12 protein-coding genes and 1 other annotated feature are annotated in these 13,615 nt (G+C 47.9%); of the genes, 5 read left to right on the forward strand and 7 right to left on the reverse strand.

The genetic code is table 11. The features are described from left to right. Positions 1-34: 34 nt before the first annotated feature. Entirely contained in the window at positions 35-1,771 is a 1,737-nt protein-coding gene (locus B0X71_RS12955) for a peptide ABC transporter substrate-binding protein (RefSeq protein ID WP_077589816.1), read from the reverse strand. A gap of 240 nt (positions 1,772-2,011) precedes the next feature. On the opposite strand from B0X71_RS12955, the gene B0X71_RS12960 reads away from it, so the two are divergent. After that, positions 2,012-2,353, forward strand: coding sequence for a DUF3899 domain-containing protein (locus B0X71_RS12960; protein WP_077589817.1), 342 nt, complete (start codon positions 2,012-2,014; stop codon positions 2,351-2,353). Between the two features lie 187 nt (positions 2,354-2,540). Continuing rightward, positions 2,541-2,753: a binding site (T-box leader), on the forward strand. Between the two features lie 40 nt (positions 2,754-2,793). Next, a complete protein-coding gene (trpS, locus tag B0X71_RS12965) occupies positions 2,794-3,786 on the forward strand; it encodes a tryptophan--tRNA ligase (RefSeq protein ID WP_232336693.1) in 993 nt (330 codons plus the stop codon). 44 nt (positions 3,787-3,830) lie between these two features. On the opposite strand, the gene fabF is transcribed toward trpS, so the two are convergent. Continuing rightward, positions 3,831-5,072: a beta-ketoacyl-ACP synthase II gene (fabF, locus tag B0X71_RS12970; RefSeq protein WP_077590996.1), complete on the reverse strand. Its 1,242-nt coding sequence runs from the start codon at positions 5,070-5,072 to the stop codon at positions 3,831-3,833. Between the two features lie 27 nt (positions 5,073-5,099). Further along, the gene (locus B0X71_RS12975) at positions 5,100-6,035 is read right to left on the reverse strand and encodes a beta-ketoacyl-ACP synthase III (RefSeq protein ID WP_077589819.1); all 936 of its coding nucleotides are present in this window, start codon (positions 6,033-6,035) and stop codon (positions 5,100-5,102) included. A gap of 185 nt (positions 6,036-6,220) precedes the next feature. On the opposite strand from B0X71_RS12975, the gene B0X71_RS12980 reads away from it, so the two are divergent. Beyond that, positions 6,221-6,412: a YjzD family protein gene (locus B0X71_RS12980; RefSeq protein ID WP_077589820.1), complete on the forward strand. Its 192-nt coding sequence runs from the start codon at positions 6,221-6,223 to the stop codon at positions 6,410-6,412. Between the two features lie 67 nt (positions 6,413-6,479). Here the strand turns inward: B0X71_RS12980 and B0X71_RS12985 are convergent, their stop codons facing one another. The 3 genes from B0X71_RS12985 to B0X71_RS12995 form a co-directional block, all read right to left on the reverse strand. Then, positions 6,480-8,609, reverse strand: a complete 2,130-nt coding sequence (locus B0X71_RS12985; RefSeq protein WP_156889949.1) for an ATP-dependent Clp protease ATP-binding subunit — start codon at positions 8,607-8,609, stop codon at positions 6,480-6,482. A 372-nt stretch (positions 8,610-8,981) separates the two neighbouring features. Then, complete coding sequence (locus B0X71_RS12990; RefSeq protein ID WP_077589822.1) at positions 8,982-9,290, reverse strand: metal-sulfur cluster assembly factor; 309 nt, start codon at positions 9,288-9,290, stop codon at positions 8,982-8,984. 59 nt (positions 9,291-9,349) lie between these two features. Next, positions 9,350-10,129: an alpha/beta fold hydrolase gene (locus tag B0X71_RS12995; RefSeq protein WP_077589823.1), complete on the reverse strand. Its 780-nt coding sequence runs from the start codon at positions 10,127-10,129 to the stop codon at positions 9,350-9,352. Positions 10,130-10,259: 130 nt separating this feature from the next. Here B0X71_RS12995 and B0X71_RS13000 point away from each other — a divergent pair, with 130 nt between their 5' ends. Together B0X71_RS13000 and B0X71_RS13005 are read left to right on the forward strand one after the other, a co-directional pair. Continuing rightward, a complete protein-coding gene (locus B0X71_RS13000; RefSeq protein ID WP_077589824.1) occupies positions 10,260-11,066 on the forward strand; it encodes a Cof-type HAD-IIB family hydrolase in 807 nt (268 codons plus the stop codon). A gap of 19 nt (positions 11,067-11,085) precedes the next feature. Next, positions 11,086-11,937 carry a DegV family protein gene (locus B0X71_RS13005; protein ID WP_077589825.1) on the forward strand — a complete coding sequence of 284 codons (852 nt, stop codon included), beginning with the start codon at positions 11,086-11,088 and terminating at the stop codon, positions 11,935-11,937. Positions 11,938-12,031: 94 nt separating this feature from the next. Here B0X71_RS13005 and B0X71_RS13010 read toward each other — a convergent pair whose 3' ends face one another. After that, positions 12,032-13,468 (reverse strand): alpha-amylase family glycosyl hydrolase, encoded by a 1,437-nt coding sequence (locus B0X71_RS13010; protein ID WP_156889870.1) that lies wholly within the window; start codon positions 13,466-13,468, stop codon positions 12,032-12,034. Positions 13,469-13,615: the final 147 nt, after the last annotated feature.

The following is a 13,615-nucleotide window of genomic DNA, read 5'->3' on the forward strand; positions in this document are numbered from 1 at the left end:
CTCTCTTCATTGTGTCGATCAATACAGTAAACTCTTACTCTGCTCCATCGATGTAAGCCCATTTGTAGCTATAGTCGCCGCCAAATGGATGTGAAACGATGTTATGCACATAAGGTTTTTGCAGTGACATCAGACCGCGCTGATAGACTGGTGCAATAGCAGCGTCCTCGAGGAGGATGCGTTCTGCTTCAGCCATAGCAGCCCAGCGAGCTTCAGGGTCTAAAGCCAATTCGTTTTTCGCTGATTCAACAAGTGCGTCGAATTCAGGATTAGAATAGCTCATTTTGTTGTTCGGTCCGTCTGTAACGAACAAGTCGACGAATGTCATTGGATCCTGGTAATCAGGTCCCCAACCAGCAAACTGGATATCGTAGTCCTGTGCTTCATCAGCCTCAAGACGCACGCTGAATGGCACTTCTCTCAGTTCAAGAGTCAGGCCAGGAAGAGTTGTTTCAAGCTGCTGCTTCAAATACTCATCCATTTTCTTGGAAAGTTCTGTGTCTCCACCGAGCAGTTCAAGTGTGATTTCTTCAACGCCAAGCTCTTCAAGTCCAGTTTCCCATGCTTCAAGAGCAGCTTCCGGATCATAGCCGAGCAGATCGCCATTGATATCGCGGAAATCTTCGCCTTCTGCATTGAACGCAAAGTCAGTTGGTACAAGGTAATCAGCAGGAAGTGATCCGTTAGCCAGGATTACAGTCGCCAAGTCTTCTTTGTTGAAAGCCATCGCAATTGCTTCGCGGATATTTTCATTAGCAAGCGGTGTTGGCTCGCCATTGCGTTCCTGATTGAATTTCAGGTAGAACAATGTTGGTTCCAGTTCAGACACGAGTTCAGGATCACTTGCATACTGCATCGCGAATTCACCTGACAGAGCTGTGCGGTCTTTCTCGCCAGACTGGTAAAGGTTTACTGCAGTTGAAGTTTCTTTAACTACATCGTAATTGATTTCTTCAAGGTTAACCGCTTCAGCATCCCAGTATTCAGGGTTTTTCTCAAGTGACCAACTCAGACCAGTTCCGTCCCAGTTTGTCAGAACGAATGGTCCATTGTAAAGCAGGTTTTCAGAGTTTGTAGCATAGTCATCACCAGCGGCTGTTACGAATTCTTCATTCAATGGGTAGAATGTTCCGAAAGCCATCAGTGATTCGAAGTAAGGAACCGGACGCTCCAACTGTACTTCGAGAGTTGAATCATCGACTGCAGTAACGCCGAGTTCAGATGGTTCCAGTTCACCGGCAGCGATTTCAGTCGCGTTGTCAATTACACCGGAGAACATGTATGGGCCGTAAGAAGATCCGGTAGCCGGATCGATCGCACGCTGCCATGCAAAGACAAAGTCATTAGCTGTGACAGGTGTACCGTTTGACCATACAGCATCCTCACGGATTTCAAATGTATAAGTCAAGCCGTCTTCACTGACTTCAGGTTCACCAGCAGCAACTGCTGGTACAGCAATATTTTCTTCATTCAGGCGGTACAGACCTTCGTTGACGTTGTTAAGCAGGTTAAATCCTACTGAATCTGTAACGAGTGATGAATCTAATGTTGGAATTTCTGCACTTTCAATCAGTTCCAACACCTGCGGCTCATCCAGTTCTTCTGGAACTTCAGCCACCACTTCTTCTTCGCCTTCAACAGGCTCTTCCTCTACGACTTCTTCTTCATCCACGACTTCTTCTTCAGTTGCTTCTTCGCCGCCACAGGCTGCGAGGAACATGCCAAGAACAAGAACGAGACCGAGAAGCCAGAAAATCTTGCTGTTTTTCACTCAGTTGACCCCCTTAAGTTTTCTGAAAAATTGGTACAATACTTATTATACAGATTCTGGCGTATATGTACAGACCTCCATAAAAAAACTTATATAAAAATGATATTTAGTTCACATACTTGTCATAAAAGCCTTAATCTTGTCACATTCCACAGTTCTAATTGCATAGCTGCCAGATAATTAATCTTTGATTTTACCATCCGGTTCTTTTACAATAAAAAGAAAATGAGGTGTATATTATTGAAGAAGTTTTTACTGAGCGCCTTAGCTGTGCAAGCGATTATTTTGCTGACGATTTTGTTCCGTGAACAGCAGCTTAGCCTGCTGTCATATATTGATACTTCGTTTATCTATGGCGGTATTCTCTTTTTCATTGGGGCGACCATTTATGTCGTCCAGAGCGGATTTTTTGATATTTTCACAGTCAGTATGCGCAAAGCATTTGACCTCCGCTCCGGTTTTGACATCGATGAAATGCGCACGCCTTCTGAATTGATCGCCGTACCTTTTTTGCCGCTGCTGTCAGTCGGCACGGCAACAATCACGTTGATGGGTGTTGCTTTGTTCTCCTATTATATCTAAAACTTCACAAATGTTCAGTATTGTACTATACTAAATTTCAGTTATTCCGATTACATGGTTCCGGCTGAATGACTTCCCGCTTCCAATCTGCCGGGAATCAGCACCAGAACCTTATAATCTGATCGTGTACGGAGAGCAGCCGGGGAAGAATCATTGCTTCCTCTGCAGACCGCCGGGATGATCTGTCGATAAAGCGCAGATGAAGAGTAGTACAGGAAGCTTCTTCTTATCAGAGAGCCTGTGGATGGTGTGAACAGGTGAAGAGCTTTTTGGAATGGACTTCGGAGCTGAGCCGGTGAACTCAAAGTAGCCGGCTCCGTCCCCTTCACGTTACGAAGTTGAGCGGCCGGCGACGGCAATCAGGGTGGTACCGCGGAACAGCACATCATTCGTCCCTTTTTCCAGGATGAATGATGTGCTTTTATAATGGGGAGGAATTTATGATGAAACGGATTTTTTCAGGGGTCCAGCCCACTGGAACTGTAACACTCGGCAATTATATTGGTGCTTTCAAACAATTTGTGGAGCTCCAGTATGATTATGATTGCGTGTTCTGCATTGTCGACCAGCATGCCATCACCATGCCGCAAGATCGACTGGAGCTTCGCAAAAGTATTAAGTCATTGGCAGCTCTGTATCTCGCTGCAGGCATTGATCCAGACAAAGCCACGTTATTTGTTCAGTCGGAAGTACCGGCCCACGCACAGGCTGGCTGGATGCTGACTTGTACAGCATCCATCGGTGAACTTGAACGAATGACCCAGTATAAGGATAAATCCGCAGGCAATGCGGCTGTTTCAGCAGGTCTTCTTACCTACCCTCCACTTATGGCGGCGGATATCCTGCTGTATCAGACCGACATCGTTCCGGTCGGCGATGACCAGAAACAGCATATTGAGTTGACGCGCGATCTCGCTGAACGATTCAATAAGCGGCATAATGATGTCTTTACGCTTCCTGACATCCGTCTTCCGCAGAATGGCGCCCGCATCATGGCGTTGCAGGATCCCAATAAAAAAATGAGCAAATCAGATCCCAATAAAAAATCGACCATTACGCTGCTCGATGATTTGAAAACCATTGAGAAAAAAATCAAAAGCGCTGTCACGGATTCGGAAGGCATCGTTCGATTTGACAAAGAAAACAAGCCGGGCATCTCCAACCTTCTGACAATCGAAGCAGCTTTGACAGACCAGTCCATTAAATCACTGGAAGCCAAATATGCTGATGCTGGCTATGGAGAATTCAAAGCATCCGTAGCCAAGGCAGTGACCGATCACTTGAAACCGATCCAGGAACGTTATAACGAACTGATCAATTCAGAGGAATTGGACAGGGTACTGGATGAGGGGGCTGAAAATGCCAGTAAAATTGCCAACAAGACCCTTAAGAAAATGGAAAATGCCATGGGCCTTGGCCGAAAAAAAAGATAAAGTGAAAACCACCTTGCCTGTTTTCTGAGGCAAGGTGGTTTTTATTATGCTTCGATTTTTTTAAATACGAGTGATGCGTTATGTCCCCCGAAGCCGAGTGAGTTACTCATAACATATTTCAAATCAGCTTTGCGGGCTTCATTCGGAATGTAATCAAGATCACATTCCGGATCCGGGTCAGTGAGATTCATTGTCGGGGGCATGATTCCCTCTTGCAGCGCAAGAATTGAGAAGATTGCTTCTACTCCGCCGGCCGCTCCGAGAAGGTGCCCTGTAACCGACTTAGTGGAACTCATGCCGAGCTTATACGCATGATCGCCGAAAACAGATTTCACGGCCATCGTCTCGTATAAGTCGTTATACGCAGTGCTTGTACCGTGCGCGTTAATGTAATCGATCTCCTCTGTTTTTACCGCTCCATCTTCAAGCGCCTGTGCCATCGCCCGTGCAGCTCCCTCGCCCCCTGGAGCCGGTGCTGTGATATGGTGGGCATCGCCGGTGGAACCGTATCCGGTAATTTCCGCATAAATTTTAGCTCCGCGGGCCTTCGCATGCTCATACTCTTCGAGAATGATAACCCCGGCCCCCTCCGCAATGACAAAACCATCCCGGTTCTTATCAAACGGCCGGGAAGCCGTAGCGGGGTCTGTGTTGGTTGTCAGCGCTGTATTCGAACTGAACCCGGCTACTGACAGACGGGTAATCGGTGCTTCTGCTCCTCCCGATATCATGACATCAGCGTCACCACGCTGAATCACTTTGAAAGCATCGCCGATGGAATTTGTTCCGGATGCACACGCCGTTACCGTACAGGAGTTGATGCCCTTGGCACCAAAGTAAATTGAAACTTGCCCTGATGCCATATCCGGAATAATCATCGGCACAAAAAACGGGCTTGTCCGGCGATAACCGCGTTCATTCAGAATATCGTGCTGAGTTTCAATCGTTTCCATGCCGCCGATTCCGGAACCGATCCAAACGCCTGTCCGAAGTGCAGTTTCATCATCCAGTTCCAATTCAGCATCTTTCATCGCCATAATGGATGCAGCCAGTGCATAATGCGTGAACCGATCCATTTTTCTGGCGTCTTTCCGGCTGATATAATCTTCTATAGAAAAGTCTTTTACTTCCGCTGAAACCTTTGCCGGGAATTCATCCGGATTCAGCCGGGTCATTGGTCCGATTCCGGATTTCCCCGTTTTTACCGCTTCCCATGAAGCTTCAGCAGAATTGCCGACCGGTGAAACTGCTCCTAACCCGGTGACTACTACGCGACGTTTTGTCATTTCATTTCCGTCCTTTCGCATTTCCCCTTATTTCCCCCACTTCATAGCGATGGCTCCCCATGTGAGACCGCCGCCAAATCCAACCATAACGATTACATCATCATCCTTGATCTTGCCGCTTTCCAGTTCCTCAACAAGTGAGATCGGAATCGACGCTGAAGATGTATTTCCGTACTTATGCACAGTCTTCGACATTCTTTCCGGCGGCAGATCGAGCCGTGTGCGCGATGCCTCCATGATGCGGATATTAGCCTGATGCGGTATCAGCATATCGATATCGTCTTTTGTAAGCCCAGCTTTATTGATAACGCCTTCAGCTGACTCACCCATCTGACGCACGGCAAATTTAAATACTTCCCGGCCATTCATCGAAATGAAGTCACCATCCTGCAGCAAGTATTTCCCGCCTGATCCATCAGTGCCAAGCTCGAAGGATAAAATACCCCGTCCCTCTGATACTTTCCCCATTACAGCAGCTCCTGCTCCATCGCCAAAAAGCACAGCTGTGTTGCGGTCCTGCCAGTCAGTGATCTTTGATAATTTTTCAACACCGACAACCAGAATATAATCGTAGACATTTCCATCAATGAATTGCTTGGCTGTCGTCAGTCCATACATAAATCCTGCACAGGCTGCAGACAAATCCATCGCTGCAGCATTCACTGCGCCAAGTTCCTGCTGAATCATACTGGCGACAGAGGGAAAACCGTAGTCCGGCGTCACTGTAGCAACTAAAATTAATCCGATTTTTTCAGGGGTGATACCTGAATCATCGATTGCCCGCTGTGCCGCCCTAAGAGCCATATGTGAAGTGTTTTCCTCGTCTCGGGCAATGCGCCGCTCTTCGATTCCTGTCCGGGTCCGGATCCATTCATCTGAGGTATCCATCCGTTTTTCCAAATCTGCATTCGTCAGCACTTGTTCCGGAAGATGTCTTCCGATACCGATTATTCCAGCATTCATATGATGACCTCTTTTCATTAACATCAAATACTATTACCTGGTATTAATTTTAGCCCATTTTTCGTTTTTTTACAACCATTGGACAAATTTTCGCCATATCAGGTATGAAAGCTCAACTTTCATTCTCTTTGCCAACACTTTTATGGTATGATAAGATCAGAACTTTTATGCAGAGGTGAAACCGTGTGGCGTATATCATGACATTTGTGTGGTCAGCATTGCTGATCTCAATGGTAAATTATGTAGTAAGCGCAATTCAAGGCGTTCCATTCGACTTCATGTGGGGTATTTACATGTCCCTTATCGTATCAGTCCTTGTGTTCTTGATTGCCGCGTTAATTCCAGGCAATCTTGCCCCAGGAAAAGATCACCATTAAAAAAATGCCCTGAACAGCCGGTTATCCGGCTGTTCAGGGCATTTTATGTGCTGCTTGGCATTACTGGTTAAACAGATGGGACATTAAGAATAGTTAAGTTTCCATTTTCCATCGTCAGCTGGAGAGTCGCGCCTTCCGTAACTCCGCCCTTGATCAGCTCCCGGGCGACCCGCGTTTCGATTTCACGCTGAATGAACCGCTTTAACGGCCGTGCACCAAATACGGAGTCTGTTCCGGCTTCAACTACATATCGGATCACACTGTCAGCGACATCCAGGCTGATGCCTTGCTGACTCACCCGCTGTTCAAGATCTTTCATCATTTTCTTGGCGATCCCATAAAAATGCGCATTGCCGAGTGAATGAAAGATGATGATGTCATCAATCCGGTTCAGCAGTTCAGGGCGGAAATGGTTGCGCAATTCAGCCATGACTAGATCTTCCGTTTCGTGTTCACTGCTATCAGCAATAAACGCCGATCCAATATTTGATGTCATAATGACTACCGTATTCGAAAAGTTCACCAGTCTTCCCTGACTGTCCGTAATCCGGCCGTCATCGAGCACTTGCAGCAGGATATTCGCCACATCGGGATGCGCCTTTTCAATTTCATCCAGCAGCACGACAGAATAAGGATTCCGGCGTACCGCTTCTGTTAGCTGGCCGCCCTCTTCAAACCCAATATAGCCGGGAGGGGCGCCGACGAGCCGGGAAACACTGTGTTTTTCCATATACTCCGACATATCGATACGGATGAAATGATCTTCGGAATCAAACAGATTCGCAGCAAGTGCTTTAGCAAGTTCTGTCTTCCCAACACCGGTCGGGCCAAGAAAAATGAATGAACCGATTGGCTTATTCGGATCTTTGATGCCGGCCCTCGCCCGCCATACCGCTTCAGTTACAAGCTGCACGGCATTGTCCTGACCAATAACGCGTTCTTTCAGCGTATCATTGAGCCGGAGCAGTTTCTCCCGTTCTCCTTCAATGAGCTTGGTTACCGGGATTCCTGTCCAGCGGGCAACAATCCCTGCAATTTCTTCTTCCGTCACTTCCTCGCGCAACAGACGCTGGCCGTCTCCCTGCTGCAGTGCACCTTCCAGTTTCACCAACTCTTTTTCCATTTGCGGAATCCGGCCGTGTCGGAGTTCAGCAGCCCGGTTCAGGTCATACTTGTTTTCTGCATCTTCCAACTGACGCCGGGCAGTATCCAACTGGCTGCGTTTTTCCTGAATGGCCTTCAAGGCTCTTTTTTCTTCATCCCAACGGGCCTTCATATCTTCTGTTGTTTCTTTCAGGACATTGATCTCTGCCTGCAGCTGGCTCAGCCGCTTCTTGCTCGCTTCATCTTTTTCTTTTAACAGAGCCTGTTCTTCGATTTCAAGCTGCATCAGACGCCGGGTTGTTTCATCAAGTTCCTGTGGCATGGAGTCGATTTCCGTCCGGATGAGTGCACAGGCCTCGTCGATCAGATCGATCGCTTTATCCGGCAGGAACCGCTCTGTGATATACCGGTCCGATAATGCAGCGGCTGCGATAATCGCCCGGTCATGAATCCGGACACCGTGGTGCAGTTCAAATCGTTCTTTCAAACCGCGGAGAATTGAAACTGAATCCTCCACAGAAGGCTCACGCACCATCACCTGCTGAAAGCGCCGTTCAAGAGCCGGATCTTTTTCGATATGCATGCGGTATTCATCAAGCGTTGTTGCTCCGATGCAATGCAATTCACCGCGTGCCAGCATTGGTTTAAGCATATTGCCTGCATCCATGGCGCCTTCCGTCTTTCCTGCCCCAACAATTGTATGCAATTCATCAATGAACAGAATGATGCGGCCGTCCGACTCCTTCACTTCTTTAAGGACGCCTTTCAGCCGTTCCTCGAATTCACCGCGGTATTTAGCGCCTGCGATAAGTGCGCTCATATCCAGTTCATACAGTATGTGATCTTTCAGACCTTCCGGCACGTCATTCTTTACAATCCGCTGAGCGAGCCCTTCAACGATTGCCGTTTTCCCGACACCCGGTTCACCGATCAGCACAGGGTTATTCTTCGTTTTCCGGGACAAGATTCGGATCACATTCCGGATTTCCTGATCCCGCCCGATGACTGGGTCCATCTTACCGGACTGGGCTTGTTCAATCAGATTACGGCCGAATTGCTCCAATGGTGTTTTTTGTTCTTCATTAATATTCATCATCTGCTCTCGCCTCCTAATCACTTAGCCTTTAATTATTTGACCTTTTTTGACTAATGTAATTATATGACGCTTCAGACCCTTTTGCAAATGAAAACTATAGGAAAAGCGCAAGCGCCCGGTAGCCCCGACAAACGCTGGAGGGCGCGCCTGAGATGACGGTCTTTGTCATCGCGGGCGGGTCTGAAGCGACCTCGAGGGGCTGGGTGCTGGCGTCTGGACAAGCGGAAAAGCGCAAGCACCCCGGTAGAAGCGCTGACAGCTTTCACAATGAACACAAACAAAAAATAAGGCGATGGGCCATTATAATTTTTCCACGCAAAAACCGCATCTTCCATTACTGGAAGATGCGGTTTCCTCATTCATTATCAATTATCTTACGCCAAGTGCCATTTTTGCATAGCGGGACATGTGATCTTTCGACCATGCCGGCTGCCAGACGATATTTACTTCAACTTCATTCACTTCGGGAAGTTCTGATAAAGCTGTTTTTACCTGATCCACAATCATCGGACCCATCGGGCAGCCCAGTGATGTCAATGTCATCGTCACAACTGCTTTTCCTTCTTCCTGGAGCTCCACATCGTAGATGAGCCCAAGATTGACGATATCGATGCCAAGCTCCGGGTCAATAACCTGCTCCAATGCTCCCATCATGCTGTCGCGCATTTCCTGATCCATTCAAGTTCCCTCCCTTTTCCGTATATCTTCAGTTTAGCAAATTTCATAACTAAAAGAAATCAGCGTGCTTCCTGTTTCATCAAATGAGCTGCCAGCCAAGAAGTGGCTTCAAGCATCCCTTCACGGGAAACGGCATGCCCGGCCTGCCGGTCACGGATGAATCGGATTCGTTCCGGGAACTCCGCGTAATCTTCAAGCAGTAATTGATAGAAACCAAATGTCGGCTCAAACGGCACCGTTACATCTTTCTCTCCATGCCAGAAGTAGACCGGCCGCCCTTCCAGTTTCTGGCGATTCTTCGTCAAGTCAAACTGCGCAAGCGATGTCATCATCGTCTCCCGTTCTTCTTCTGTAAGCGGCAGCTTGAATCCACGGGATTCGAATTGCTGCATTTGTGCTTCTGCAAATTGTACATACCCAGCCGATCCCATCATAATGGCCGCAGTTCGGATCCATGGATAAACTGTCAGTGCACCCAGTGCTGTAATTCCACCCATGGAAGTACCGGCAACGCCAATCTCGCTGTCTGCCAATCCCTCTTGCTGGACATGTGTGTTAAGGAAAGCCAGTTCATCGATTGATGTCAGAACAGTTTCCCAGAATCGCATACTTTGCTGAACCTGATCGATTGGTTCCGTCCGCTCACCATGGAGAATGGCATCAGGCAAGATTGTCCGGATGCCTTTTTCGGCTAATTGGTAAGCATAATGCAGATTATGTTCCTTTGCGCTTGTAAATCCATGAAGAAAAACGACGGTTGGCAGCGGCTCATTGAACTGCGCATCCGGCCCCGTGTGCAGCACAGGGATTTCTCCCCATTGTTCTTTTATCACTTTCATCTACTAATTCCAACTCCTTTCCATTATTTTAACGCCTGATTGCCCGAAAAACAGCTAAAACAACTGAAGTTTTTGACGCGGCAGGCTCTTTATCGATAAACTGAAAGATAGAGAGAAAGGGGATACCGACATGAAACAGCATTTAATTGTCCTCGATTTGGACGGAACACTTTTAACAGATGAGAAAGTCATCTCGGCTAAAACGAAACGTATACTGCAAAAGGCCATGGCGGCTGGCCATCAAGTCATGATTGCAACCGGCCGGCCGTACCGGGCAAGCGGGATCTATTATGAAGAGCTTGAGCTGACGACGCCGATTGTGAACTTTAACGGCGCATTCGTCCATCATCCGTCAGATGCCCGCTGGGGAGTACATCATTCCCCGATCAGCTTGAATGTGGTTCACGAAGTGGTGGAATCTCTGCATGACTTTGATTTCTATAATGTCGTCGCGGAAGTGAAGGATGATGTCTATGTCCACCAGCACGATGAAAAATTGCTGAACATCTTCAAGTTCGGTGATCCCGAAGTTACAGTCGGTGATTTGCGCAATTACTTGAAGGCCGATCCGACTTCCATGCTGATCCACGCACCAGTGGAGAAAGTTCCGCTGATACATGATCATTTGAACGCCGTCCATGCGGAAGCCATCGACCATCGGCGCTGGGGTGCTCCTTGGCATGTAATCGAAATTGTCCGCAGCGGGATGAACAAGGCTGTCGGACTTGACCGCGTCGCCAAGTCGCTCGATATCCCCCGGGAGCGGATCATCGCTTTTGGTGATGAAGACAACGACCTCGAAATGATTGAATATGCCGGGGTAGGGGTTGCGATGGATAATGCCATCGATTCATTGAAATCCATTGCCAATGAAATTACATCATCCAATAATGCGGACGGAATTGCCGAATTGCTTGCTGACCGTTTAAAACTATAAGGGAATCGGAGGAATTTTTATGAAAATCTTTGCTGACAGTGCATCTGATTTACCGAAATCCTTTTTTGAACAAAACGGTGTGGGATTGTTTCCGCTCCGGGTACATATCGGAGAACAGGAATTCCAGGATATCCTGACCATCGATTCAAAAAAAGTCTATGAAGAAATCCGGAATGGCCAACATCCGAAAACATCCCAGGCTTCTCCTGAAGATATGCTGGCTGCTTTTGAACAACTTGCCCAACAGGGTGAAACCGGACTTTACATCGCTTTTTCATCTGAGTTATCCGGCACACACAACACGGCTGTCATGGTGGCCGAGCAAGTGCGCGAAGAGCATCCGGAACTTCAACTGACGATCATTGATACGAAATGCGCATCGCTTGGATATGGATTGATTGTAGAAGAAGCCGTCGATATGCTGCACGCCGGCAAGTCAGCTCAGGAAATTGAAGAACATACCCGGTTTATGGCAGCTCATATGGAACATCTTTTCACAGTGGAAGACCTCGACTATTTAGCCCGCGGCGGCCGGGTCTCCAGAGCCAGCGCTTTTGTCGGCGGGCTGTTGAATATTAAACCGCTTCTTCATGTAGAAGACGGCAAACTGATCCCGCTTGAAAAGTTGCGGGGCCGTAAAAAAGTCATGAAGCGCATGCTTGATGTAATGGCAGAGCGCGGTGAAAAACTGGATGAACAGCGCATCGCCATTAGTCATGGAGACGATGAAGCGGTAGCGCTAGAAATGAAACAGGCGATCGAAGAACGATTTAACCCGAAAACGGTTGAAGTCCACTTGATCGGTTCCGTAATTGCCGCACATACAGGTCCCGGTACCCTGGCTGTCTTTTTCTTGAACAAAGCGCTGTAAAAGGTGTCAGCCGGCTAATATTTTTCAGAAGCTTTATATAGTGTTAAAAATACCCCTCCGAAATGACTTGTCGGAGGGATATTTTTATTCAAAGCTATTGCTGAGCCGGTCGCTTGCCTCTGCGCCAGACAAGCCACAGAAACAGGACAAACAGGACGAAAACAAGTGCCAGTGCAACAAAATACCAGCTGTTCAGTCCCCGTTCTTCCATCACGGTATAAGCTTCTGCCAGTTCCCGGTTCAGTGTAATCTGGTAGTCCCCTTCGTCGTTCTGCCGGACGATATCACTTTCAAACAATCCCCGCATTTCCTGGCTGTTCCCAATTACTTCTCCCGGAATCGTCAAATGTTGCGTATCGGTCGTATTGTTGATCGCGATGATCCATGACTCTTCTTCATTCGACCGCTTATATACGAACCAACCATCATCAGCTGCGAGCACTTCTAATTCACCGGTGCGGAGTGCTTCCGACTCATTGCGGAGAGAGGTCCAATCGCCGATATAGTTGATCAGCTCTTCATCCACGCGCAAATTGAGGATATCGTGTGATTCAGGCGGACCGGATCCAGTAACCGCAATTTCAGAGCCATACTGGACCACCGGTATTCCCGGCATCGACAGCAGCTGAGCAAATACCAGCTTCCACCGGGTAGGCGGATACATCGTTGATTCAAGCACACCCGCTGTAAACCGGGAACTTTCCAGTGAATCAATCCGGATGAGCTGCCCTTCGCTTCTCTCCATCAAGTCGATCAGCGCCGCAGTATCTGTATCCGCTGTCCGGTATGCTTCCCGAAGAACTTCTTCAGCTTCAGGCAATACCGTCGCATCCAGGTCGATTGCAGCTTCCTCAGAAAGCGGACTGTCGCTTAGAATGTAAAGCGGCCGTACTTCTTTCAGCGAATCAGCAAATACGTTGATGAACTCTGGAGCCAATTCATCTGTATCCTGCAGTCTTAGTCCATCAACGTTATAGGTGTTAATGAATTCGCGAAATGCTTCAATCAGCGCTTTCTGTACATCAGGGTTCTCAGTATTAAGTGCGAATGTCCCATCTTCATTTTCTGTGGCCCATTCCGGATATTCCTGTATCCAAAGATGATCTGCACTGAGTTTCTGTGTAGGAACGTCCACGATGATCCTGATTCCGCGGTCATGCGCTTCTTCAATCACCGCTTTCAGTTCTTCAGCTGTACCGAAATGCCGCTCCAGCAAGCTATAATCCGAAACTTCTCTTCCGTCGTACGAATCTGTTGCAAATATTGGCCCGATGGACAACATCGTAAACCCAAGTTTTTCGACGTGCTCCAGATTTTCAAGAAGGCCGGCAAAATCCCCGCCATTGAAGGCATTGGCATCCCGCGTGTCCACGTCATAATCATTCTGTACTTCCTTATTAAAAAAACGATCCACCAGTATATCGTAAACAGTTTCGTCTTCGATTGTGCGTTCTTCCGCCGCCTGCGCAGGCGTCATGACAGACAGCGCCAGCAATCCTGCGAGGAAACCCGTGATCCATTTCTTGCCCAAATCTGTCTCCCCTTTCCATTCAAGACAATCAAAGCTGCTGGTATTATTTTAACAAACCCGATTGGCTACCGCTATGCACAATCCGGAAAATCAACCGGCACATCACCGGTATGCGTCAATCCTGTGAACTAATACGCAAAAAAAACA

The organism is Planococcus lenghuensis (genome assembly GCF_001999905.1).
GTDB lineage: Bacteria > Bacillota > Bacilli > Bacillales_A > Planococcaceae > Indiicoccus > Indiicoccus lenghuensis.

Coding starts and splice junctions, on each gene's coding strand:
- B0X71_RS13000 (WP_077589824.1), top strand. CDS start 10,260: ATGAAACAGCATTTAATTGTCCTCGATTTGGACGGAACACTTTTAACA.
- fabF (WP_077590996.1), bottom strand. CDS start 5,072: ATGACAAAACGTCGCGTAGTAGTCACCGGGTTAGGAGCAGTTTCACCG.
- B0X71_RS12995 (WP_077589823.1), bottom strand. CDS start 10,129: ATGAAAGTGATAAAAGAACAATGGGGAGAAATCCCTGTGCTGCACACG.
- B0X71_RS13005 (WP_077589825.1), top strand. CDS start 11,086: ATGAAAATCTTTGCTGACAGTGCATCTGATTTACCGAAATCCTTTTTT.
- B0X71_RS12985 (WP_156889949.1), bottom strand. CDS start 8,609: ATGAATATTAATGAAGAACAAAAAACACCATTGGAGCAATTCGGCCGT.
- trpS (WP_232336693.1), top strand. CDS start 2,794: ATGATGAAACGGATTTTTTCAGGGGTCCAGCCCACTGGAACTGTAACA.
- B0X71_RS12975 (WP_077589819.1), bottom strand. CDS start 6,035: ATGAATGCTGGAATAATCGGTATCGGAAGACATCTTCCGGAACAAGTG.
- B0X71_RS12990 (WP_077589822.1), bottom strand. CDS start 9,290: ATGGATCAGGAAATGCGCGACAGCATGATGGGAGCATTGGAGCAGGTT.